Below are 23,887 nucleotides of genomic sequence, written 5' to 3'. Positions count from 1 at the left end.
CACACTGGATTTGCGGCGATCACAAACCCCTGTGGGAGCGAGCTTGCTCGCGATGAGGCCAGTACAAACGCTAGATCAACGTCTCGATGCGCAACGAATTAGTCGACCCCGGCTGCCCGAACGGCACGCCGGCTGTGATCAGTAGGGTGTCGCCACGCTGGGCCATGCCCTGGGCCTGGGCGATTTCCAGGGCCGTAGAGCACACTTCGTCCACTTGGCGCAGCCGATCGTTGACCACCGAATGCACGCCCCAGGCCACCGTCAGACGGCGGGCTGCTTGCAGGTTGGGCGTGAGGTTGAGGATCGGCACCGTCGGCCGCTCCCGCGCCGCCCGCAGGCTGGAGCTGCCCGATTCGCTGTAGTTCACCAGCACCGCCACCGGCAGCACGTTGCTGATACGCCGGATTGCGCAACTGATGGCGTCCGACGCCGTGGCTTCGGCCTTCGGCCGGCTGACATCCAACTGCGCCTGGTAATCCGGGCCGTTCTCCACCTGGCGGATGATCTTGCTCATCATCTGCACGGCTTCGAGGGGGTAATCGCCGGACGCGGTTTCCGCCGACAGCATCACTGCATCGGCCCCTTCAGCCACGGCGTTGGCCACGTCGGTGACTTCGGCTCGGGTGGGCGCTGGAGAAAAACGCATGGATTCAAGCATCTGCGTGGCCACCACCACCGGTTTACCGAGGGCGCGGCAGGTGCCGATGATGTTCTTCTGGATCTGCGGCACGCTTTCGGCCGGTACTTCGACACCCAAGTCACCCCGGGCAACCATGATCGCGTCGCTCAGTTCGGCGATCTCCCGAAGCTGGGTCACCGCCGACGGTTTCTCGATCTTGGCCATCAGGAATGCCTTGTCGCCAATCAACGCACGCGCCTCGCGGATGTCCTCGGGGCGCTGCACGAACGACAGCGCCACCCAGTCCACGCCCAGCTCCAGGCCAAAGCTCAAGTCGCGACGGTCCTTGGTGGTCAGCGGGCTCATGTCGAGCACGGCCTGGGGCACATTCACGCCTTTGCGGTCTGACAGTTCGCCGCCGTTGAGCACTTGGGTGTCGATGGCATCGGCGTGTTTGGTGGTCACACGCAGGCGCAGCTTGCCGTCGTCCAGCAGCAGGTCCATGCCCGGCTCCAGGGCCGCGATGATCTGTGGGTGGGGCAGGTTGACCCGCTGTTCATCGCCGGGCGTGGCGTCCAGATCCAGGCGCAGGGCCTGGCCGCGTTGCAGCAGCACTTTGCCGTCGGCGAATGTGCCCACGCGAAGTTTCGGGCCCTGCAAGTCCATCAGAATGCCCAGTGGGTAGTTGAGCTGCTGCTCGACGTCACGAATCCACTGGTAGCGCTGGGCGTGGTCGGCATGCTCGCCGTGGCTGAAGTTCAGGCGGAAAATATTCACGCCGGCTTGCACCAGTTCACGGATGTCATCGATCCCACGGGTTGCGGGGCCAAGGGTCGCGAGAATCTTGACCTTTTTATCAGGCGTCATGTTTGGGGTTCTCAAGAATCAGGATGGCGCGAAAGTCGTTGACGTTGGTGCGCGTCGGCTCGGTAACGATCAACGCCTCCAGCGCGGCGAAGTAGCCGTAGCCATTGTTATTGTCCAGCTCGTCGCTGGCGCTCAGGCCCAGTTCGGCGGCTCGGCGATAGCTGTCCGGGGTCATGATGGCGCCGGCGTTGTCTTCGGAACCGTCGATGCCGTCCGTGTCACCGGCCAGTGCGTAAATGCCGGGATGGCCCTTGAGGCTGTCGGTCAGGCTGAGCAGGAATTCTGCGTTGCGTCCGCCCCGGCCATTGCCGTGCACGGTGACTGTGGTTTCGCCGCCGGAGAGGATCACGCATGGCGCCGCCAGAGGCTGGCCGTGCAGGGCGATTTGCCGGGCGATACCGGCGTGGACTTTGGCCACTTCCCGGGATTCGCCTTCCAGGTCGCCGAGGATCAACGGGCTGAAACCGGCCTGGCGGGCTTTCACCGCCGCCGCTTCCAGTGATTGTTGGGGACGGGCGATCAATTGGAAGTGACTGCGGGCCAGGCGCGGGTCGCCGGGTTTGACGGTTTCCGATTCCGGGCTTTGCAACCAGTTGCGCACCGAGGCCGGTACTTCAATGTTGTAGCGCTTGAGGATCGCCAAGGCTTCGGCCGACGTACTGGGGTCGGCCACGGTGGGGCCGGAGGCGATGACCGTGGCGAGGTCGCCGGGCACATCGGAAATCGCGTAGGTGTAGACCGTCGCCGGCCAGCAGGCCTTGCCCAGGCGCCCGCCCTTGATTGCCGAGAGATGTTTGCGCACGCAATTCATCTCGCCGATGGTGGCACCGGACTTGAGCAAAGCCTTGTTGATCGATTGCTTGTCGGCCAGGGTGATGCCAGCTGCCGGCAGCGCCAGCAACGCCGAGCCGCCGCCGGACAGCAGGAAAATCACCCGGTCGTCTTCGTTGAGGTTGCTGACCAGCTCCAGCACCCGTTGGGCCACCGCCAGGCCCGCCGCATCAGGCACCGGGTGAGCGGCTTCCACTACTTCGATCTTCTGGCAAGGCGCGCCATGGCCGTAGCGGGTCACCACCAAACCGGTGACGTCGCCCTGCCAGCAGCGCTCGACCACCTGCGCCATCGCCGCGGCGGCCTTGCCGGCGCCGATGACGATCACCCGGCCGCTGCGATCGCTGGGCAGATACTGTTCAAGGACATGCTGCGGATGGGCCGCATCGATGGCTGTGGCAAACAGCTCGCGCAGCAATTGTTGCGGATCGACCGACATGGCGGGCTCCCGATTTTTATTATTGGATGAAGCGACTCGATTCCCTGTGGGAGCGAGCCTGCTCGCGATGGCGTTAATCCAGTCACTTTATGTGTTGAATGTAAGACCGCTATCGCGAGCAGGCTCGCTCCCACAGGGGTTAGTGCGGTTTACTTGTCGCGAATCGAGAAATTCGCCATGTGCTCCAACCCCCTGATCAACGCCGAGTGATCCCAGTTGCTGCCGCCGATGGCCGCGCAGGTGCTGAAAACTTGCTGGGCGTTGGCGGTGTTGGGCAGGTTGATGTTCAGCTCCTTGGCGCCTTGCAGGGCCAGGTTCAGGTCCTTCTGGTGCAGGCTGATGCGGAAGCCCGGATCGAAGGTGCCCTTGATCATGCGCTCGCCATGTACTTCCAGGATCTTCGAAGAGGCAAAACCGCCCATCAACGCTTCGCGAACCTTGGCCGGATCGGCGCCGTTTTTCGCGGCGAACAGCAGGGCTTCGGCCACGGCCTGGATGTTCAGCGCGACGATGATCTGGTTCGCCACTTTCGCGGTCTGGCCGTCGCCGTTGCCACCCACCAGGGTGATGTTCTTGCCCATGGCCTGGAACAGCGGCAGGGCGCGCTCGAAAGCGCCGCCGTCGCCGCCGACCATGATGCTCAGCGTGGCGGCTTTGGCGCCGACTTCACCACCGGACACGGGGGCATCGAGGTATTGCGCACCTTTTTCATTGATCCTGGCCGCGAACGCCTTGGTGGCGGTGGGGGAGATCGAGCTCATGTCGATGACCACCTTGCCCGTGCCCACGCCCGCCGCGACGCCATCGGCGCGAAACAGCACGTCATCGACCTGCGGGGTGTCCGGGACCATGACGATGATGAACTCGGCTTCCTGGGCGACTTCCTTCGGGTTGGCCAGCGCCACCGCGCCGCCGGCCAGCAGATCGGCGGGGGCCGGGTCGTGGTGCTGGCTCAGGAACAGATTGTGCCCGGCCTTTTGCAGGTTCATTGCCATGGGGTGGCCCATGATGCCGGTGCCGATGAATCCGATTTTAGCCATGAGAAAATCCTCTTGTTTTTATTACTGCTTCAGCAAATGAGACTGCTTTCCTGTGGGAGCGAGCCTGCTCGCGATGTCGGTTTCACATTCAACGAATAGGTTGGCTGGACTACAGCTATCGCGAGCAGGCTCGCTCCCACAGGGAATTTTTTGGGTCAGACTGCGTTATGGCTTTTCAGCCACCCCAGACCCGCTTCCGTGCTGGTCAGCGGCTTGTATTCGCAGCCGACCCAGCCCTGGTAACCGATGCGGTCCAAGTGTTCGAACAGGAAGCGGTAGTTGATCTCGCCGGTTCCCGGCTCGTTGCGTCCCGGGTTGTCGGCCAGTTGCACGTGGTTGATCTGACCCAGGTGCGCCGACAGGGTCCGGGCGAGGTCGCCTTCCATGATTTGCATGTGGTAGATGTCGTATTGCAGGAACAGGTTGGCGCTGCCCACCTGCTCGCGGATCGACAGGGCCTGGGCGGTGTTGTTCAAGTAGAAACCGGGAATGTCGCGGGTGTTGATGGCTTCCATCACCAGCTTGATGCCTTTGGCCTGCAGCTTCTCGGCAGCGTATTTCAGGTTGGCGACGAAGGTTTTCTCCACCAGGGCCTTGTCGCAGTTCTGCGGACAAATGCCGGCCAGGCAGTTGACCTGGGTATTGCCCAGCACCTGGGCATAAGCGATCGCCAGGTCAACGCCCGAGCGGAACTCTTCAACCCGGTCCGGAAGACAGGCAATGCCGCGCTCGCCCTTGGCCCAGTCGCCGGCCGGCAGGTTGAACAGCACCTGGGTCAGGCCATTGGCCTGGAGCAGCGCCTTGAGCTCGGCGGAGCTGTAGTCATAAGGGAACAGGTATTCGACACCGGTGAAACCGGCCTTGGCGGCCGCTTCGAAACGGGCGAGGAAATCCTGCTCGGTGAACAGCATGGACAGGTTGGCTGCAAAACGCGGCATGGTGGTCTCCTATAAATAGTTGGCAGGCCCCCTGTGGGAGCGAGCTTGCTCGCGATAGCGGTGTGTCTGCTTGCATCCATGTTGAAAGTAGCGCCGTCATCGCGAGCAAGCTCGCTCCCACAGGAGTGCGTCGGCATTCAATCGAGCAACGAAATCGCTGTCGGCGCATCGTTGCCCACCAGCGCCAGATCTTCGAATTCGTTGACGGCGTTGATCTCGGTGCCCATGGAAATGTTGGTCACCCGTTCCAGGATGATCTCGACGATCACCGGCACCTTGAACTCCTCGATCAGTTCCTGGGCCTTGCGCAGCGCCGGCTGGATGCCGGACGGTTCGAACACCCGCAGCGCCTTGCAACCCAGGCCCTCGGCCACGGCGACGTGGTCCACGCCATAACCGTTGAGTTCCGGGGCGTTGAGGTTGTCGAAGGACAGCTGCACGCAGTAGTCCATGTCGAACCCGCGCTGGGCCTGGCGGATCAACCCCAGGTAGGAGTTGTTCACCACCACGTGGATGTACGGCAGCTTGAACTGCGCGCCTACCGCCAGCTCTTCGATCATGAACTGGAAGTCATAGTCGCCCGACAGCGCCACGACCTTGCGGCTCGGGTCGGCCTTGACCACCCCCAGTGCCGCCGGAATGGTCCAGCCCAACGGGCCGGCCTGGCCGCAGTTGATCCAGTGGCGCGGTTTGTAGACGTGCAGGAACTGCGCCCCGGCGATCTGCGACAGCCCGATGGTGCTGACGTAGCAGGTGTCCTTGCCGAAGACCTGGTTCATTTCTTCGTACACACGCTGGGGTTTGACCGGCACGTTGTCGAAGTGGGTCTTGCGCTGCAGGCTGGCCTTGCGCTGCTGGCAGTCCTGCAGCCAGGCGCTGCGGTTTTTCAGTTTGCCGGCGGCTTGCCATTCGCGGGCGACTTCGATGAACGCCGTCAGTGCCGAAGCGGCGTCGGACACGATGCCCAGGTCGGGGGTAAACACACGGCCGATCTGGGTCGGCTCGATGTCCACATGAATGAAGGTGCGGCCTTCGGTGTAGACATCCACCGAACCGGTGTGGCGGTTAGCCCAGCGGTTGCCGATACCCAGCACCACGTCCGATTTGAGCAGCGTCGCATTGCCATAGCGGTGGGAGGTTTGCAGGCCGACCATGCCGACCATCAGCGGGTGATCGTCAGGGATGGTGCCCCAGCCCATCAAGGTAGGGATGACTGGGATGCCGGTCAGTTCAGCGAACTCCACCAGCAGCTCGCTGGCATCGGCGTTGATGATCCCGCCGCCGGCCACCAGCAAGGGGCGCTCGGCCTGATCGAGCATGGCCAGGGCCTTTTCGATCTGTACGCGGTTGGCGGCGGGTTTGGCCAGGGGCAGCGGTTGGTAGGCGTCGATGTCGAATTCGATCTCGGCCATCTGCACGTCGAACGGCAGGTCGATCAACACCGGGCCCGGGCGACCGGAGCGCATCTCAAAGAAGGCTTTCTGGAAAGCGTACGGCACCTGGCCCGGTTCCAGAACGGTGGTGGCCCACTTGGTCACCGGTTTGACGATGCTGGTGATATCCACAGCCTGGAAATCTTCCTTGTGCAGGCGGGCGCGGGGCGCTTGGCCGGTGATGCACAGGATCGGGATCGAGTCGGCCGAAGCGCTGTAGAGCCCCGTCACCATGTCGGTCCCCGCCGGCCCCGAGGTGCCGATGCACACGCCAATGTTACCGGCCTTGGTGCGGGTGTAGCCCTCGGCCATGTGGGAGGCGCCTTCAACGTGGCGAGCGAGGACATGATCGATGCCACCCACCTTTTGCAGGGCAGAGTACAGCGGGTTGATCGCGGCACCCGGGATGCCGAAGGCGGTGTCCACGCCTTCACGGCGCATCACCAGAACGGCGGCTTCGATTGCTCTCATTTTGCTCATGATTTTGTGCCTCTTACGTTTTGTAATTGTATACAAGTGGCTTTGCGCTGAGTGTATTCACGGCGGACGGCGCAGGTCAATCCATTTCCTCAAGCACCTGTTTCATTCGTCGGAAGGCCGTAAATGCTGTGGATTTTCGTCGATAAGGTTACTTTGTTGGATTTATTGTATACAAAAAATATTATCATTGTGTTCTATTGTTTGCGTCTGGTATTGCTGATGGCAATGCCAGGAACGCTTCCCACAACAAAAAAAGGACAGCACCTATGAGCGCTTTAACCTTGAAAGTCGCCGTCAACCTGACGGGGCAAGCCCTTGCCGCAGGCCGTGAAATCAGCGCTGCACCCCTGACCATTGCGGTCCTGGACAGCGGCGGCCATCTGATTGCCTTGCAACGCGAAGACGGCGCGAGCCTGCTTCGCCCTCAGATCGCCATTGGCAAGGCCTGGGGCGCCATCGCCCTGGGCAAAGGCTCGCGCCTGCTGGCCCAGGACGCCCAACAACGCCCGGCGTTCTTTGCCGCGTTGAACGGCCTGGGGCAGGGCCGCGTCGTGCCGGCCCCGGGTGGGGTGTTGATCAGGGATCAGGAGGGGAGGGTGCTGGGGGCGATTGGTGTCAGTGGGGATGTTTCGGATGTGGATGAGCAGGTGGCGGTCAGGGCGGTGGAGGCGCTGCAGTTGAGGGCGGATGTCGGGGTAGTTGCTTGATTTTGTGGTGAATGGACTGGCGTCATCGCGAGCAAGCTCGCTCCCACAGGGTTTGATGTTGGACACATAATGTCTGAACACCGCAAACCCTGTGTGGGAGCGAGCTTGCTCGCGATGATGACCTCCCAGACACATCCAGCCAAGAGTCTGCTCGGTATTCAAAATCCACTGATCTAGCCTTTGATGACCTGATCATTGGAGAGGCGAAGGAATGCCTGATTTACCTGCTTCACATCGCTTGCGTACTGGCCGCTACGGTGAGTTGAATCGAATCTATTTATTGACCTCTAACACGGCTGAGCGAAAGCCGATTTTTCAGGATTTCGCTTTAGGCAGGTTGGTCGTTGAACAGTTTCGATGTGCCCAGGATGAGGGATGGGCGAAGTCACTGGCTTGGGTGGTCATGCCTGATCATTTCCATTGGTTGATTGAATTGCAGCAAAGCCCGTTGAATGAGTTGATGCAAAAAACCAAGTCCTTGAGTGCTCGGGCGGTGAACATATCCACAGGGCAGAGAGGTCGCCTTTGGCAACCGGGATACCATGACCGCGCACTGCGGCGGGAAGAAGAGTTGATCATAATGGCGCGCTATGTCGTCGCTAACCCGTTGCGGGCAGGTCTGGTGAAGCGGCTTGGCGATTATCCGCTGTGGGATGCCATTTGGCTTTGACTTGAAATCGAGTTGTCTTCAATCGCGAGCAAGCTCGCTCCCACAAGGGATTCAGGTTTGCTAGCAGAACCTATATTCACAACAAAACCTGTGGGAGCGAGCTTGCTCGCGATAAAGGCAACTCGATCTATCAGCCTGGCTCACACCCCTTCAACACCAACCGAATAATCGTCTGCGCCGCCGCTTCGTAATCCGCCTCATCCAGCTTCGCCTTGCCGGTCACGGCGCTGATCTGCCAGTCGAAATCGGCATAGGTCTGGGTGGCGGCCCAGATGCTGAACATCAGGTGGTTGGGGTCGATGGGGGCGATCTGGCCGCGGTCGATCCAGGTCTGGATGCAGTCGATGTTGTGCCGGGCCTGGGCGTTGAGTTGTTCCACCAGGTCGGCGCTCAGGTGTGGGGCGCCGTGCATGATTTCGCTGGCGAAGACTTTTGAGGCGAAGGGCAGGTCGCGGGAGATGCGGATCTTGGAGCGGATGTAGTGGCTCAGCACTTCGCCGGGCACGCCGTCCGCGTTGAACGGGGTCGAGGCCTGGAGGATTGGCTCGATGATACTTTCCAGCACCTCGCGGTAGAGGTTTTCCTTGGACTTGAAATAGTAGTAGACGTTGGGTTTTGGCAGGCCCGCCTTGGCCGCGATATCGCTGGTTTTGGTCGCCGCGAAGCCCTTGTCGGCAAACTCTTCGCTGGCGGCACGCAGGATCAGTTCTTTGTTGCGCTCGCGGATAGTGCTCATAAACCCAGGGGTTCCTTGCCTGTTCTGGCGGTTGCGCATGGTAGCACCGGCCTCGCGAAGCGCTCAAGAATGCCCCGCGGCCACGTCGGGCGCGCTATGCTGCGCAGCATTATTGTTCAAGGAGTTCCTCCATGGCCGGAAGCAGTTTGCTGTTACTGATCGACGATATCGCCACGGTGCTCGACGATGTTGCATTGATGACCAAGATGGCCGCCAAGAAAACCGCCGGCGTGCTCGGCGATGACCTGGCGCTCAATGCCCAGCAGGTGTCAGGCGTGCGTGCCGAGCGGGAAATACCGGTGGTCTGGGCGGTGGCCAAGGGGTCGTTCATCAACAAACTGATCCTGGTGCCGTCGGCGTTGGCCATCAGCGCTTTCGTGCCCTGGCTGGTGACGCCACTGCTGATGGTGGGGGGCGCCTACCTGTGCTTCGAAGGGTTCGAGAAACTGGCCCACAAGTTCCTTCACAGCAAGGCGCAAGACCAGGCCGAGCATGCGCAACTGGTCGAGGCCGTGGCCAATCCGGCGGTCGATCTGGTGGCCTTCGAAAAGGACAAGATCAAAGGTGCGATACGCACCGACTTCATCCTCTCGGCGGAAATCATCGCCATCACCCTCGGCACCGTCGCTGACGCACCGCTGACCCAGCAGGTGATCGTGCTGTCGGGTATCGCCATCGTCATGACCGTTGGCGTCTATGGTTTGGTGGCCGGGATCGTCAAGCTCGATGACCTGGGGTTGTGGCTGACGCAGAAGCCGGGGCAACTGGCCAAGAGCGTCGGTGGCGCCATCCTGCGCGCCGCGCCCTACATGATGAAAGGCCTGTCGGTGATCGGCACTGCGGCGATGTTCCTGGTGGGCGGCGGCATCCTGACCCATGGCGTGCCGGTGGTGCATCACTGGATCGAAGGTGTGACGGCCAGTGCTGGCGGCGCCGGGTTCATTGTGCCGTTGCTGCTTAATGCGGTGGCCGGGATTGTGGCGGGGGCGCTGGTGTTGGCGGGAGTGATGGTGGTTGGCAAGGTCTGGAAGGCGCTGAAAAGCTGAATCTGACAACACATGACAACTGTGGGAGCGAGCCTGCTCGCGATAGCGGTCTACCAGCCAACATAAATGTTGAATGGCAGGCCCTCATCGCGAGCAGGCTCGCTCCCACAGTGGGTTTTGAGGTGGCCGGGAGTTACTCGGCAATCTGCAACTTGCGCGACTCGGTATACACGTAACGCACCTTCTCATATTCGAATGGCGAGTTCAGTTGGCCATAGCGGAAGCTGGTCTGGTGGCGCTTGTCCACGGCGCGCAGGAGCAGCAGTTCCGGGTGGTTGCCGCTGACTTCTGAAACGTTGAGGAAGTTGATCGCCGATTCAGCCGTGTAGTCCACCAGCAATCCCGAGGTGTCGCGAAGGTTCGAAGGGCCGAAGATCGGCAGTACGAAATACGCACCGCCGGGCACGCCATAGAAGCCCAGGGTCTGACCGAAGTCTTCGCTCTGGCGCGGCAGGCCCATGGCGGTGGCCGGGTCCCACAGGCCGGCGATGCCGACGGTGGTGTTGAGCAGCAGGCGTGCCGTGGTTTCCATCGAACGCTTGCCCTTGAATTGCAGCAGGCTGTTCATCAGGTTCGGCACGTCTCCCAGGTTATTGAAGAAGTTGCTCACCCCGGTGCGCAGGAAGCCTGGCGTGATGTAACGGTAACCATCGACGACTGGCAGGAAGACCCACTGATCGAATCGATAATTGAAGTGGTAAACGCGGCGGTTCCAGGACTCCAGCGGGTCATAGACGTTCAGGGCGTTGAGGGTCGAGCGTTCGAACTCGCGCTGGTCCAGCCCGGGGTTGAACTTGAGCTTGCTCAACGGTTCCTTGAAACCGTCGGAGTCCACCACCACAGGCGCGTTGGCCTTGCTGTTATCGGCGTGGACCATGCCAGCACTCATTAACGCGGCGATAAGCAGGAGATATTTAGCCACGGAAGAACTCCAGCATGGCGTCGCTGTTGACGCGGTAGTTTAGGTTGCCGCAGTGGCCGCCCAATGGGTAAACCGTCAGGCGGTCGCCAAAGGTCTTGCGCAAGAAGCCCAGATCGCCCGGGCCGAGGATGACGTCGTCGGCGTTGTGCATGACGGCAATCTTCGGACTGTCGTGCAGGTAATCCTTGAGCGCATAAAGGCTGACCTGATCGATCAGTTGCAACAGGCTGCCGCCGTCGGTGCGCGCGCGCCACATCGGAATCACCTGCTCGGTGAGATAGCAGTCGAAATCGCATTGCAGCGCGCGCTTGAGGAACGGCGTCAGGCTGGTGCTTTCGGTAATCGGGAATTTGGGTGGGATGATCAGGCCGCGACGGTTGATCAGGTCCGAGGTGAATGCAATGTCGGCCGCCGAGAAGCGGAACGAAGTGCCGATCAGCATCGCCATCTGCTCGTTGGTCAGGTGCTGCTTGGACTGCTGGAAATCATAGAGCAGGGCATCGTTGAGATCGATGTAGCCTTTTTGCTGGAAATAACGAGTCAGCTTGTTGAGCACCAACTCATAAAAAGTGGTGGTGTTGTTGATGCCTTTGACCTCGGTCTGGACCAGTTTGTCCAGGTTGGTGATCGAGGTATAGAGGTTGACCGGCGGGTTGAGCAACAGCACTTTCTTGAAGTTGAAGCTGCGTCGGGTTTCGTCCAGATGGGCGACGAAGGCCGCGTCCAGGGCGCCGAGGCTGTAGCCGGTGAGGTAATACTCGGTCACGGGCAACTTGGGGTTCTGCGCGCGCACGGCCTGCATCACCCGGTACATGTCTTCGGCGTCTTCCTTGGTGATGCCGGGTGTGGCGAAGCGCGAAGCGGCACTCATGAAGTCAAAGCTGGTGGGCGACGACAGCTGCACCACGTGGTAACCCGCCTTGTAATAGAGGCGCTTGAGGTATTCGTTGAGGCTGCTGTCGTATCGCGCGCCGGTGCCGGCGATCAGGAAGATCAGCGGCGCGGGCTTGTCCTGGGTCGCCATGCGGTAGGTGAGGCTTTTCACCGGCCAGAAATTGTCTGGCAGGATGAACTCGCGTTCCGGGCGCAGGGTCAGGCTGTGGTCCGCCTGGTCGATATCTTCGATCGGGGGCAGTTCCGGGCGCAGGTCCGGTGGCGTAGTGGCGATGGTCGCCTCGAACGGGTTGGTCAAGGGGTAGCCATAGCTGGCGGCATCGATGTCCACCGCCAGCGCGGACGCACTCAGAATAAGGCCGCCGGCGAGGGCAGCGAAGCGCAAGGAATGGAGCATGACTGGATCCCTTAAAGGAAGATGCCGATTGAAGTTCGCAGGCTATGACCGCCGAAGTGAAGCCAAGTGCCATGATTGGCATAAAACAAGCACAAAACAGGCACAAACGGGGCGCGATAGTAGCGCGAAGATACACGTTCACGCGTGGTAGCGGCTAGATATCTGGCGGTTTGCCGAATTCTGGCGTGACCGGCAGGAGAGCATTTTTGTTGGCCCGAATGGCACAGGCAGGTAGCTGGCGTTCTGATGTCGTTTCTCGTTGCTTCAACGTCGCAGGCAGAGCAGGTTCCAGATCGGCGCAGGTTGATGATCAACGAGTCAGTACTCCACTGACGTTCGAACCGGTTTTGCAGGCGAGCGTGATGGGGGCGCTGTGCACCATAACAATACGTTGACGCCGCTCGGCATCCGTCGGGCGCAGCACTTTCGGGGAAGTAACGATGAGAATGCGACGACTCTTGGGCGCAGGTGCCGCACTGGTACTGGCGATCAGCTCCACACTGGCCAGCGCCGAAACCAAAACCCTGAGCATCGGCTATGTCGATGGCTGGTCCGACAGCGTCGCGACCACCCATGTGGCGGCCGAAGTCATCAAGCAGAAACTGGGCTATGACGTGAAGCTGCAAGCGGTTGCGACCGGGATCATGTGGCAAGGCGTAGCCACTGGCAAACTCGACGCGATGCTCTCGGCCTGGCTGCCGGTGACCCATGGCGACTACTGGACCAAGAACAAGGATCAGGTGGTCGACTACGGTCCGAACTTCAAGGATGCAAAAATCGGCCTGATCGTGCCGGAGTACGTCAAGGCCCAGTCCGTGGCCGACCTCAAGACCGATGACAGCTTCAAGAACCGCATTGTCGGTATCGACGCTGGTTCAGGTGTCATGATCAAGACCGAGCAGGCCATCAAGGATTACGACCTGACCGGGTATCAACTCAAGGCCAGTTCCGGCGCCGGCATGATTGCCGAGCTGACCCGTGCCGAGAAGAAAAAAGAATCCATCGCCGTCACCGGTTGGGTGCCGCACTGGATGTTCGCCAAGTGGAAACTGCGCTTCCTGGAAGACCCGAAAGGCGTTTACGGCGCGGCTGAAACCGTGAACAGCATCGGCAGCAAGGAGCTGGACACCAAGGCGCCGGAAGTGGTCGCGTTCCTGAAGAAGTTCCAGTGGAACTCGAAAGACGAAATCGGCGAGGTCATGCTGGCGATTCAGGAAGGCGCCAAGCCGGACGTCGCTGCCAAGGATTGGGTTGCCAAGCACCCGGATCGCGTGAAGGAGTGGACCGGCAAGTAATCCGCCCGGTTTAACATCCTCGAAACCGCATGACGTGGCGTCATGCGGTTTTTTTATGCCTGCGTTTTTTAGCCTCGCCCACGTCCTTGTGGGAGCGAGCCTGCTCGCGATGGCGACGGTACATTCGACAGGTGCACCCACAGACCCACCGCTATCGCGAGCAGGCTCGCTCCCACAAGGGGTAACGGTGCTCGTCATCAATCGATAAACGTCATGTCGTTCTAATACTAAGGTCGTCTGGAACCTGGCCTTCAGCCGCATAGAGTAGAGCTGTTCCAATTAAATCTGTGCTGCGAGGATAAAAACAATGAACGACAGCATTTACCTCTCGATTCAAAACAGCCCGCGCTTCAAGGAGCTGGTGAGAAAAAGAGAAAAGTTCGCCTGGATTCTCTCGGCGATCATGCTTGGGTTGTATTCAGGCTTCATTCTTCTGATTGCCTACGGGCCGCATGTTCTCGGGGCCAAGATTTCGCCCGAGTCCACCATTACCTGGGGTATCCCCATAGGTGTCGGCCTGATCGTCTCGGCCTTCATCCTGACCGGTATCTACGTGCGACGCGCCAACGGTGAGTTCGACGATCTGAACAATGCGATTCTCAAGGAGGCTCAGCAATGATCCGGCGTCTAATGGCTCTGTTGAGCATCGCAGCTTTCGCACCGGGGGCCTGGGCGGCTGAAGCCCTGACCGGTGCCGTGCAGAAACAACCGCTTAACGTTTCGGCCATTGTCATGTTCGTGGCTTTCGTTGGCGCGACCTTGTGCATTACCTACTGGGCGTCCAAGCGCAACAACTCGGCAGCCGACTACTATGCTGCGGGCGGGCGGATCACCGGTTTCCAGAACGGCCTGGCGATTGCCGGTGACTACATGTCGGCGGCGTCCTTCCTGGGGATTTCCGCGCTGGTGTTCACGTCTGGCTACGACGGTCTGATCTACTCCATCGGCTTTTTAGTCGGCTGGCCGATCATTCTGTTCCTGATCGCCGAGCGCCTGCGTAACCTGGGTAAATACACCTTTGCCGACGTGGCGTCCTACCGCCTGGGGCAAACCCAGATCCGCACCTTGTCTGCCAGCGGCTCGCTGGTCGTGGTGGCTTTCTACCTGATCGCGCAGATGGTGGGTGCCGGTAAGCTGATCCAGCTGCTGTTCGGCCTGGATTATCACGTTGCGGTGATTCTGGTCGGTATCCTGATGTGCCTCTACGTGCTGTTCGGCGGCATGCTGGCCACTACCTGGGTACAGATCATCAAGGCGGTGCTGTTGCTGTCGGGCGCTTCGTTCATGGCGCTGATGGTCATGAAGCACGTCAACTTCGACTTCAACATGCTGTTCTCCGAGGCGGTCAAGGTTCACGCCAAGGGTGAAGCGATCATGAGCCCTGGTGGCCTGGTCAAGGATCCGATCTCGGCGTTCTCCCTGGGTCTGGCGCTGATGTTCGGTACCGCTGGCCTGCCGCACATTCTGATGCGCTTCTTCACCGTGAGTGACGCCAAGGAAGCTCGCAAGAGCGTGCTGTACGCCACTGGCTTCATCGGTTACTTCTACATCCTGACCTTCATCATCGGCTTCGGCGCGATCCTGCTGGTCAGCACCAACCCGGCCTTCAAGGACGCGGCAGGTGCCTTGCTGGGTGGCAACAACATGGCGGCGGTGCACCTGGCTGACGCGGTGGGTGGCAGCATCTTCCTGGGCTTCATCTCGGCCGTAGCCTTTGCCACCATCCTGGCGGTAGTGGCGGGTCTGACCCTGGCCGGTGCCTCGGCGGTGTCCCATGACCTGTATGCCAGTGTCGTCAAGAAAGGCAAAGCCAACGAGAAGGATGAGATCCGCGTGTCGAAGATCACCACCATCGCCCTGGCGGTGCTGGCGATCGGCCTGGGCATCCTGTTCGAGAAGCAGAACATCGCGTTCATGGTGGGCCTGGCGTTCTCCATCGCGGCGAGCTGCAACTTCCCGGTACTGCTGCTCTCGATGTACTGGAAGAAACTGACCACCCGTGGCGCCATGATCGGCGGCTGGCTGGGCCTGGTCAGTGCGGTGGGCCTGATGGTGCTCGGTCCGACCATCTGGGTGCAGATCCTGGGGCACGAGAAGGCGATCTTCCCGTATGAATACCCTGCGCTGTTCTCGATGGCCATTGCCTTCGTCGGCATCTGGTTCTTCTCCGTCACCGACAAGTCGGCTGAAGGCGTGAACGAGCGTGCACTGTTCTTCCCGCAGTTTGTGCGTTCGCAGACTGGCCTGGGGGCGAGTGGGGCGGTTAACCACTAACAGCAGTTGCAAGGTGAAAGCTTCAAGTTAAAGCGTTGTGCTTGAAGAAATACCCCGGTCGAGAGGCCGGGGTATTTTTTTGTGTTGGGTTTAAGGGGCCGGCCGGCCGCCAATCGCGAGCAGGCTCGCTCCCACAGGGGAGTGCATTTCCATGTGGGAGCGAGCCTGCTCGCGATGGCGCCGGACCGGGCGAAGAAGATGGGGAGGGGCACAAACAAAACGGCCCCCGCTCTTATATAAGAAGCGGGGGCCGTTTTGGTGCAGCTTGGGACCTATCGCAAGGCAGGTCTTACTTGCGGTCTTCCAGCTGGGTGATGTCACGCGACTCGTAGCCGGTGTACAACTGGCGCGGGCGGCCGATCTTGTACGGGCTGGAGAGCATTTCCTTCCAGTGGGAGATCCAGCCCACGGTCCGCGCCAGGGCGAATATCACGGTGAACATGCTGGTTGGAATGCCGATCGCCTTGAGGATGATCCCCGAGTAGAAGTCGACGTTCGGGTACAGCGAGCGTTCGATGAAGTACGGGTCGGTCAGGGCGATCTCTTCCAGGCGCATGGCCAGTTCGAGTTGCGGATCGTTCTTGATCCCCAGTTCCTTGAGCACTTCGTCGCAGGTCTGCTTCATGACGGTGGCGCGCGGGTCGCGGTTCTTGTAGACCCGGTGACCGAAGCCCATCAGCTTGAACGGATCGTTCTTGTCCTTGGCCTTGGCGATGAACTTGTCGATGTTCGAGACATCGCCGATTTCATCGAGCATGGTCAATACCGCTTCGTTGGCACCGCCGTGGGCTGGGCCCCAGAGTGCGGCGATACCGGCGGCGATACAGGCGAACGGGTTGGCACCCGAGGAGCCGGCCAGGCGCACGGTGGACGTGGAGGCGTTCTGCTCGTGGTCGGCGTGGAGGATGAAGATCCGGTCCATGGCCTTGGCGAGCACCGGGCTGATCGGTTTGATCTCGCACGGGGTGTTGAACATCATATGCAGGAAGTTTTCTGCATAAGTCAGGTCGTTGCGCGGGTACATCATGGGCTGGCCCATGGAGTACTTGTAGACCATGGCTGCCAGGGTCGGCATCTTGGCCACCAGGCGGATCGCGGAGATTTCGCGATGCTGGGGGTTATTGATGTCCAGGGAGTCGTGGTAGAAGGCCGAGAGGGCGCCGACAACGCCGCACATGACGGCCATCGGGTGGGCATCGCGACGGAAGCCGTTGAAGAAGGTCTTCAACTGTTCGTGAACCATGGTGTGGTTCTTCACGGTGCTGACGAACTGGGCCTTTTGCTCTGCGGTTGGCAGCTCGCCGTTGAGCAGCAGGTAGCAGGTTTCCAGGTAGTCCGACTTTTCAGCCAGTTGTTCGATCGGGTAGCCGCGGTGCAGCAGGATGCCGTTGTCGCCGTCGATATAGGTGATTTTCGACTCGCACGAAGCGGTCGACATGAAACCCGGGTCAAAGGTGAAACGGCCCGTGGCCGTCAGGCCCCGTACGTCGATTACATCGGGACCAACGGTGCCGGTTAAAATGGGCAGCTCGACGGGGGCTGCGCCCTCGATGATCAACTGCGCTTTTTTGTCAGCCATGTGGCCTCCTATTAATGCTTGGAATCATCAGACAGACCCCCCACGCAGGGCCCGCACCACTATAGTGAGATAAATTCGAATGTCAATTTGCCTAAAGTCTTGCTCCAGAAGGCTTTAACCGGACTTTTTCCGCGAAATTGCCTGCCGTTTACGCCTTTTGCTTCATATGTGCAATGCGCTATTAGGGGAAGGTGAACGCGTTGTCATTAGTAGCCTAACTGTCTATACTCGGCCACCGACCGCCAGGGGCTTTTGGGCCTGCTTTCTTGGGGGTCGTCACTCCCTGGGTGGTGAGTACCTGACCAGTGCGCGCCCCAACAACTTTGCCCTGATTGTTAGGGGCTCTTCAGTGTGAAAAAAAGCCGTGAAAAGCCAACGACCTGTAAACCTAGACCTAAGGACCATCAAACTCCCAGTCACTGCTTACACGTCCATTCTTCACCGTATCTCCGGTGTCATTCTCTTCGTCAGCCTGGCCATCATGCTTTATGCATTGGACAAGTCGCTCGACTCGGAAGAAGGCTTCGGTCAGGTGAAAGCGTGTCTGACCAGTCCGCTAGCCAAGCTAGTGATTTGGGGCATCCTGTCCGCCTTGCTGTATCACCTGGTTGCCGGTGTGCGCCACTTGATCATGGACATGGGCATCGGTGAGACGCTGGAAGGCGGCAAGCTGGGCTCGAAAATCGTTATCGCCGTTTCCGTGGTGGTAATCGTTCTGGCAGGAGTCTGGATATGGTAACCAACGTCACGAACCTTTCCCGTTCGGGCCTCTATGACTGGATGGCGCAGCGTGTGTCTGCGGTCGTTCTCGCGGCTTACTTCATTTTCCTGATCGGATATGTCGTAGCAAACCCTGGCCTTGGCTATGCCCAATGGCACGAACTGTTCGCAAACAACTGGATGCGTATCTTCAGTCTGCTGTCGCTTGTCGCACTGGGCGCTCACGCCTGGGTCGGCATGTGGACCATCGCGACCGACTACCTGACGCCGATGGCGTTCGGCAAGTCGGCGACTGCCGTACGTTTCCTCTTCCAGGCAGTATGCGGCGTCGCGATGTTTGCGTACTTCGTCTGGGGTGTGCAGATTCTTTGGGGTATCTGATTCATGGCTAACATTCCTACGATTTCTTTCGACGCCATCATTATTGGTGGCGGCGGTGCCGGCATGCGCGCTGCGCTGCAACTGGCACAGGGCGGTCACAAGACTGCCGTGATCACCAAGGTTTTCCCGACCCGTTCGCACACTGTTTCCGCCCAAGGCGGCATCACCTGTGCCATCGCTTCGGCTGACCCGAACGATGACTGGCGCTGGCACATGTACGATACCGTCAAGGGTTCCGACTACATCGGTGACCAGGACGCTATCGAATACATGTGTCAGGAAGGTCCGGCTGCGGTTTTCGAACTGGACCACATGGGCCTGCCGTTCTCGCGTACCGAAACCGGCCGTATCTACCAGCGTCCGTTCGGCGGTCAGTCCAAGGACTACGGCAAGGGCGGCCAGGCTGCGCGTACTTGCGCGGCGTCCGACCGTACCGGTCACGCACTGCTGCACACCCTTTATCAGGGCAACCTGAAAGCCGGTACCACGTTCCTGAACGAGTACTACGCCGTTGACCTGGTGAAAAACCAGGATGGCGCTTTCGTCGGTGTGATCGCGATCTGCATCGAAACCGGCGAAACCACCTACATCCGCGCCAAGGCTACCGTGTTGGCGACTGGCGGTGCCGGCCGTATCTACGCGTCCACCACCAACGCCCTGATCAACACCGGTGACGGTGTCGGCATGGCGCTGCGTGCTGGCGTGCCGGTACAAGACATCGAAATGTGGCAGTTCCACCCGACCGGCATCGCCGGCGCCGGTGTACTGGTCACCGAAGGTTGCCGCGGTGAAGGCGGTTACCTGATCAACAAGCACGGCGAGCGTTTCATGGAGCGTTATGCTCCGAACGCCAAAGACCTTGCCGGTCGCGACGTAGTTGCCCGTTCGATGGTCAAAGAAATCATCGCCGGCAACGGTTGCGGTCCGAATGGCGACCACGTGATGCTCAAGCTCGACCACCTGGGCGAGGAAGTGCTGCACAGCCGTCTGCCAGGCATTTGCGAACTGTCGAAGACCTTCGCTCACGTCGACCCTGTCGTTGCGCCGGTTCCAGTAGTTCCAACCTGCCACTATATGATGGGCGGCGTTGCCACCAACATTCACGGCCAGGCGATCACCCAGAACGCCGAAGGCGTGGACGAAATCATCCCTGGCCTGTTCGCAGTGGGTGAAGTGGCTTGCGTATCGGTTCACGGTGCCAACCGTCTGGGCGGCAACTCGCTGCTCGACCTGGTGGTATTCGGCCGCGCTGCCGGCCTGCACCTGGAAAAAGCGCTGACCGAGGGTATCGAGTATGACGATGCCACCGACGCCAACATCGAAGCCGCCCTGGCGCGTCTGTCCGCTCTGAATGAGCGTACCGAAGGCGAAGACGTGGCGACCCTGCGTCGCGAGCTGCAAAACTGCATGCAGAACTACTTCGGTGTGTTCCGTACCGGCGAGTACATGCAGAAGGGTATCGCTCAGCTGGCTCAATTGCGTGAACGAATCGCCAACGTGAAGATCAACGATAAGTCGCAGGCGTTTAACACTGCACGTATCGAAGCGCTGGAACTGCAGAACCTGCTGGAAGTGGCCGAAGCCACCGCCATCGCGGCAGAAGTGCGCAAAGAGTCCCGTGGTGCCCATGCCCGCGAAGACTTTGAAGACCGTGATGACGAAAACTGGTTGTGCCACACCTTGTTCTTCCCGGGTGAAAAACGTGTCGCCAAGCGTGCGGTGAACTTCTCGCCGAAGACCGTTCCGACGTTTGAACCCAAGATCCGGACTTACTAAGGGTGGCCGCCATGTTGCAAGTCAGTGTTTATCGCTACAACCCTGATCAGGACGCCGCGCCGTTCATGCAGGATTTCCAGGTCGATACCGGTGGTAAAGACCTGATGGTGCTGGACGTGCTGGCCCTGATCAAAGAGCAGGACGAAGGTTTCTCCTACCGTCGTTCCTGCCGCGAGGGCGTTTGCGGCTCCGACGGCATGAACATTAACGGCAAGAACGGCCTGGCGTGCATCACGCCGCTGTCCGCCGTGGTCAAGGGCAACAAGCTGATCGTTCGTCCGCTGCCAGGTTTGCCGGTTATTCGTGACCTGGTCGTCGATATGAGCATCTTCTACAAGCAATACGAGAAGGTGAAGCCATTCCTGCAGAACGATTCGCCGGCTCCGGCCATCGAACGTCTGCAGTCCCCGGAAGAGCGTGAAAAGCTCGACGGTCTGTACGAGTGCATCCTGTGCGCCTGCTGCTCGACCTCGTGCCCATCCTTCTGGTGGAACCCGGACAAATTCCTGGGCCCGGCCGCTCTGCTGCAAGCGTATCGCTTCCTGGCAGACAGCCGCGACACCAAGACGTCCGAGCGTCTGGCTGCACTGGATGACCCGTTCAGCGTATTCCGCTGCCGCGGGATCATGAACTGCGTCAACGTCTGCCCGAAAGGCCTGAACCCGACTAAGGCCATCGGTCACGTACGTAACATGCTGCTGCAAAGCGGCGTGTGATTCAGCTGCTGTACCCGTAGAACCGCTGTACCCGTACAGGTCGGGGCGTGGGCTTCAACCCGCGTCCTGGCTATAACCAGAACCGCCGCTCACAAAGCGGCAGTTCTTATTTTGAAGAAATGAGACAAGCAGGGGCATCCGGGCTGGTACCCGGACTATCAGCGTGATCCTAAGTGGCTTGTTTTGGTCGCTGCATTCGGACTTCTGCAAGTTTGCTCGGTGTTTTCGCCGATGGTGTTCCCCAAATCGAGGGTGACCAAGCATGCAAGAAAGCGTGATGCAGCGCATGTGGAACAGTGCCCACCTCTCCGGTGGTAACGCTGCCTATGTGGAAGAGCTCTACGAGCTCTACCTGCACGACCCTAACGCTGTGCCAGAAGAGTGGCGCACCTACTTTCAGAAGTTGCCGGCTGACGGTAACTCTGCCACTGATGTTTCGCACTCGACAATTCGCGATCATTTCGTGCTGCTGGCAAAGAACCAGCGCCGCGCTCAACCGGTGTCTGCCGGCAGCGTGAGCAGTGAGCACGAGAAGAAGCAAGTTGAAGTGCTGCGACTGATCCAGGCCTACCGGATGCGCGGCCACCAGGCAGCCCAGCTGGACCCGCTGGGGCTGTGGCAGCGTCCTGCACCTGCAGACCTGTCGATCACTCATTACGGCTTGACCAATGCCGATCTTGATACGACCTTCCGTGCCGGCGACCTGTTCATCGGCAAAGAGGAAGCGAGCCTACGCGAAATTCACGAAGCGTTGCAGCAGACATATTGCCGCACCATCGGTGCCGAATTTACGCACATCGTCGATTCCGAGCAGCGCCAGTGGTTCCAGCAGCGTCTGGAAAGCGTTCGTGGCCGTCCGACCTTCTCCGCTGACGTCAAGAGCCACTTGCTCGAGCGCGTCACTGCCGCCGAAGGCCTGGAAAAGTACCTGGGCACCAAATACCCGGGCACCAAGCGTTTCGGCCTGGAAGGTGGCGAAAGCCTGATCCCGCTGCTGGACGAACTGATCCAGCGCTCCGGTTCCTACGGCACCAAGGAAGTCGTCATCGGCATGGCCCACCGCGGCCGTCTGAACGTGCTGGTCAACACCTTCGGCAAGAACCCGCGCGAGCTGTTCGACGAGTTCGAAGGCAAGAAGAAGGTCGAGCTGGGCTCCGGTGACGTCAAGTATCACCAGGGTTTCTCGTCCAACGTGATGACCACCGGTGGCGAAGTTCACCTGGCGATGGCCTTCAACCCGTCCCACCTGGAAATCGTTTCTCCGGTGGTCGAGGGTTCGGTCCGTGCCCGTCAGGATCGTCGCAACGACCCGACTGGCGAAAAAGTCCTGCCGATTTCCATCCACGGTGACGCTGCATTCGCAGGTCAGGGCGTGGTCATGGAAACCTTCCAGATGTCGCAGACTCGCGGCTTCAAGACCGGCGGTACCATTCACCTGGTGATCAACAACCAGGTCGGCTTCACCATCAGCAACCCGGAAGACTCGCGTTCCACCGAGTACTGCACCGACGTTGCGAAGATGATCCAGGCACCGATTCTCCATGTGAATGGCGATGACCCGGAAGCCGTGCTGTTCGTGACCCAGTTGGCCATTGACTACCGCATGCAGTACAAGCGTGACGTGGTGATCGACCTGGTCTGCTACCGTCGTCGCGGCCACAACGAGGCCGACGAGCCAAGCGGCACCCAGCCTCTGATGTACCAGCAGATCGCCAAGCAGCGCACCACCCGTGAGCTGTATGCCGAGCGCCTGACCCAGAGCGGTGTGCTGGACGCTGAGCGCGTCCAGGAAAAAGTCGATGAATATCGCAATGCCCTGGACAATGGCCTGCATGTTGTAAAAAGCCTGGTCAAAGAGCCGAACAAAGAGCTGTTCGTGGACTGGCGCCCGTACCTGGGTCATGCCTGGACCGCTCGTCACGACACCCGTTTTGATCTCAAGACCTTGCAGGAACTGTCCGCCAAGCTGCTGGAAATTCCGGAAGGCTTCGTGGTCCAGCGTCAGGTCGCGAAAATCTACGAAGACCGGCAGAAGATGCAAGCCGGCGGCCTGCCGATCAACTGGGGTTATGCCGAAACCATGGCATACGCGACCCTGGCGTTCGAAGGTCACCCTGTGCGCATCACCGGCCAGGACGTAGGCCGCGGCACTTTCTCGCACCGTCACGCGGCGCTGCACAACCAGAAAGACGCCAGCACCTACATCCCGCTGCAACACCTGTACAAAGGCCAGCCACGTTTCGACCTGTACGACTCGCTGCTGTCCGAGGAAGCCGTCCTGGCGTTCGAATATGGCTACTCCACCACCGAGCCGAATGCGCTGGTGATCTGGGAAGCCCAGTTCGGCGACTTCGCCAACGGTGCCCAGGTGGTTGTCGACCAGTTCATCACCAGCGGCGAGCACAAGTGGGGCCGTCTCTGCGGTCTGACCATGCTGTTGCCACACGGTTATGAAGGGCAGGGGCCGGAGCACTCTTCGGCACGTCTGGAGCGTTACCTGCAACTGTGCGCCGAGCACAACATCCAGGTGTGCGTACCGACGACCCCGGCTCAGATCTACCACTTGCTGCGCCGTCAGGTGATTCGCCCGCTGCGCAAGCCGCTTGTAGTGCTGACACCGAAGTCATTGCTGCGTCACAAGCTGGCGATCTCGACTCTGGAAGATCTGGCCGAAGGCTCGTTCCAGACCGTTATCCCGGAAATCGACGCTCAGGATCCGGCCAACGTCGGTCGCGTGGTTCTGTGCAGCGGCAAGGTCTATTACGACTTGCTGGAAAAACGCCGTGCCGAAGGCCGTGACGATATCGCCATCGTGCGTCTCGAGCAGCTGTACCCGTTCCCGGAGGACGACCTGGTCGAAATCCTGGCTCCGTACAAAAACCTGAAGCACATCGTCTGGTGCCAGGAAGAGCCGATGAACCAGGGTGCGTGGTACTGCAGTCAACATCACATGCGCCGCATCATCAGCGCTCACGACAAGTCGCTCGTACTTGAGTACGCCGGCCGTGACGCTTCTGCTGCACCTGCTTGTGGTTATGCATCGATGCACGCCGAGCAGCAGGAACAACTGCTGCAAGATGCCTTTACCGTTTAATGCCTTCGCGCACCTGAAACCGAATTTAAGGAA

Annotated in this window: 20 protein-coding genes; 11 read left to right on the top strand and 9 right to left on the bottom strand. The window is 60.0% G+C overall.

Annotation, left to right across the window (positions count from 1 at the left end):
• Window positions 1-70: 70 nt before the first annotated feature.
• The 5 genes from pyk to gcl form a co-directional block, all read right to left on the bottom strand.
• Window positions 71-1,486 carry a pyruvate kinase gene (pyk, locus tag AC3I65_RS18975; RefSeq protein WP_488524071.1) on the bottom strand — a complete coding sequence of 472 codons (1,416 nt, stop codon included), beginning with the start codon at window positions 1,484-1,486 and terminating at the stop codon, window positions 71-73.
• Entirely contained in the window at window positions 1,476-2,756 is a 1,281-nt protein-coding gene (locus AC3I65_RS18970) for a glycerate kinase type-2 family protein (RefSeq protein WP_047229609.1), read from the bottom strand. The genes pyk and AC3I65_RS18970 overlap by 11 nt, the downstream gene beginning before the upstream one ends.
• 149 nt (window positions 2,757-2,905) lie before the next feature.
• Complete coding sequence (locus tag AC3I65_RS18965; RefSeq protein WP_488524070.1) at window positions 2,906-3,796, bottom strand: 2-hydroxy-3-oxopropionate reductase; 891 nt, start codon at window positions 3,794-3,796, stop codon at window positions 2,906-2,908.
• Between the two features lie 155 nt (window positions 3,797-3,951).
• The gene (gene hyi / locus AC3I65_RS18960) at window positions 3,952-4,734 is read right to left on the bottom strand and encodes a hydroxypyruvate isomerase (RefSeq protein ID WP_047229607.1); all 783 of its coding nucleotides are present in this window, start codon (window positions 4,732-4,734) and stop codon (window positions 3,952-3,954) included.
• Window positions 4,735-4,871: 137 nt separating this feature from the next.
• Window positions 4,872-6,647, bottom strand: coding sequence for a glyoxylate carboligase (gene gcl, locus AC3I65_RS18955; RefSeq protein ID WP_047229606.1), 1,776 nt, complete (start codon window positions 6,645-6,647; stop codon window positions 4,872-4,874).
• A gap of 266 nt (window positions 6,648-6,913) precedes the next feature.
• Here gcl and AC3I65_RS18950 point away from each other — a divergent pair, with 266 nt between their 5' ends.
• Window positions 6,914-7,354 (top strand): GlcG/HbpS family heme-binding protein, encoded by a 441-nt coding sequence (locus AC3I65_RS18950; RefSeq protein ID WP_488524069.1) that lies wholly within the window; start codon window positions 6,914-6,916, stop codon window positions 7,352-7,354.
• Between the two features lie 211 nt (window positions 7,355-7,565).
• Window positions 7,566-8,024: an REP-associated tyrosine transposase gene (locus AC3I65_RS18945; RefSeq protein ID WP_139049430.1), complete on the top strand. Its 459-nt coding sequence runs from the start codon at window positions 7,566-7,568 to the stop codon at window positions 8,022-8,024.
• 130 nt (window positions 8,025-8,154) lie between these two features.
• Here AC3I65_RS18945 and AC3I65_RS18940 read toward each other — a convergent pair whose 3' ends face one another.
• Entirely contained in the window at window positions 8,155-8,760 is a 606-nt protein-coding gene (locus tag AC3I65_RS18940; RefSeq protein WP_188252411.1) for a TetR/AcrR family transcriptional regulator, read from the bottom strand.
• A 131-nt stretch (window positions 8,761-8,891) separates the two neighbouring features.
• On the opposite strand from AC3I65_RS18940, the gene AC3I65_RS18935 reads away from it, so the two are divergent.
• Window positions 8,892-9,806: a DUF808 domain-containing protein gene (locus tag AC3I65_RS18935; RefSeq protein WP_047229603.1), complete on the top strand. Its 915-nt coding sequence runs from the start codon at window positions 8,892-8,894 to the stop codon at window positions 9,804-9,806.
• Between the two features lie 133 nt (window positions 9,807-9,939).
• On the opposite strand, the gene AC3I65_RS18930 is transcribed toward AC3I65_RS18935, so the two are convergent.
• Together AC3I65_RS18930 and AC3I65_RS18925 are read right to left on the bottom strand one after the other, a co-directional pair.
• Window positions 9,940-10,728, bottom strand: a complete 789-nt coding sequence (locus tag AC3I65_RS18930) for an MlaA family lipoprotein (protein ID WP_076383809.1) — start codon at window positions 10,726-10,728, stop codon at window positions 9,940-9,942.
• A complete protein-coding gene (locus tag AC3I65_RS18925) occupies window positions 10,721-12,019 on the bottom strand; it encodes an alpha/beta fold hydrolase (protein WP_160893106.1) in 1,299 nt (432 codons plus the stop codon). The genes AC3I65_RS18930 and AC3I65_RS18925 overlap by 8 nt, the downstream gene beginning before the upstream one ends.
• Window positions 12,020-12,459: 440 nt before the next feature.
• Here AC3I65_RS18925 and AC3I65_RS18920 point away from each other — a divergent pair, with 440 nt between their 5' ends.
• The 3 genes from AC3I65_RS18920 (at window position 12,460) to AC3I65_RS18910 (ending at window position 15,588) form a co-directional block, all read left to right on the top strand.
• Window positions 12,460-13,314 (top strand): glycine betaine ABC transporter substrate-binding protein, encoded by an 855-nt coding sequence (locus tag AC3I65_RS18920; protein WP_107321776.1) that lies wholly within the window; start codon window positions 12,460-12,462, stop codon window positions 13,312-13,314.
• 307 nt (window positions 13,315-13,621) lie between these two features.
• A complete protein-coding gene (locus AC3I65_RS18915; RefSeq protein WP_047229599.1) occupies window positions 13,622-13,933 on the top strand; it encodes a DUF485 domain-containing protein in 312 nt (103 codons plus the stop codon).
• Entirely contained in the window at window positions 13,930-15,588 is a 1,659-nt protein-coding gene (locus tag AC3I65_RS18910; RefSeq protein WP_047229598.1) for a cation acetate symporter, read from the top strand. Before AC3I65_RS18915 ends, AC3I65_RS18910 begins: the two co-directional genes overlap by 4 nt.
• Before the next feature lie 289 nt (window positions 15,589-15,877).
• Here AC3I65_RS18910 and gltA read toward each other — a convergent pair whose 3' ends face one another.
• Complete coding sequence (gltA, locus tag AC3I65_RS18905) at window positions 15,878-17,167, bottom strand: citrate synthase (RefSeq protein WP_003204440.1); 1,290 nt, start codon at window positions 17,165-17,167, stop codon at window positions 15,878-15,880.
• A gap of 364 nt (window positions 17,168-17,531) precedes the next feature.
• On the opposite strand from gltA, the gene sdhC reads away from it, so the two are divergent.
• The 5 genes from sdhC (at window position 17,532) to AC3I65_RS18880 (ending at window position 23,854) form a co-directional block, all read left to right on the top strand.
• On the top strand, window positions 17,532-17,906 hold the full coding sequence (gene sdhC, locus AC3I65_RS18900) for a succinate dehydrogenase, cytochrome b556 subunit (RefSeq protein WP_024780620.1): 375 nt from the start codon (window positions 17,532-17,534) through the stop codon (window positions 17,904-17,906).
• The gene (gene sdhD / locus AC3I65_RS18895) at window positions 17,900-18,268 is read left to right on the top strand and encodes a succinate dehydrogenase, hydrophobic membrane anchor protein (RefSeq protein ID WP_047230490.1); all 369 of its coding nucleotides are present in this window, start codon (window positions 17,900-17,902) and stop codon (window positions 18,266-18,268) included. The genes sdhC and sdhD overlap by 7 nt, the downstream gene beginning before the upstream one ends.
• Before the next feature lie 3 nt (window positions 18,269-18,271).
• Window positions 18,272-20,044, top strand: coding sequence for a succinate dehydrogenase flavoprotein subunit (gene sdhA, locus AC3I65_RS18890; protein WP_047230489.1), 1,773 nt, complete (start codon window positions 18,272-18,274; stop codon window positions 20,042-20,044).
• An 11-nt stretch (window positions 20,045-20,055) separates the two neighbouring features.
• A complete protein-coding gene (locus tag AC3I65_RS18885; RefSeq protein ID WP_047230491.1) occupies window positions 20,056-20,760 on the top strand; it encodes a succinate dehydrogenase iron-sulfur subunit in 705 nt (234 codons plus the stop codon).
• 262 nt (window positions 20,761-21,022) lie between these two features.
• Window positions 21,023-23,854 (top strand): 2-oxoglutarate dehydrogenase E1 component, encoded by a 2,832-nt coding sequence (locus tag AC3I65_RS18880; RefSeq protein ID WP_047230488.1) that lies wholly within the window; start codon window positions 21,023-21,025, stop codon window positions 23,852-23,854.
• Window positions 23,855-23,887 lie beyond the last annotated feature (33 nt).

The organism is Pseudomonas sp. N-1-13 (assembly GCF_057787095.1).
The sequence above is the reverse complement of the archived record's forward strand: the minus strand, read 5'-3'. Positions and strand labels throughout refer to the sequence as shown.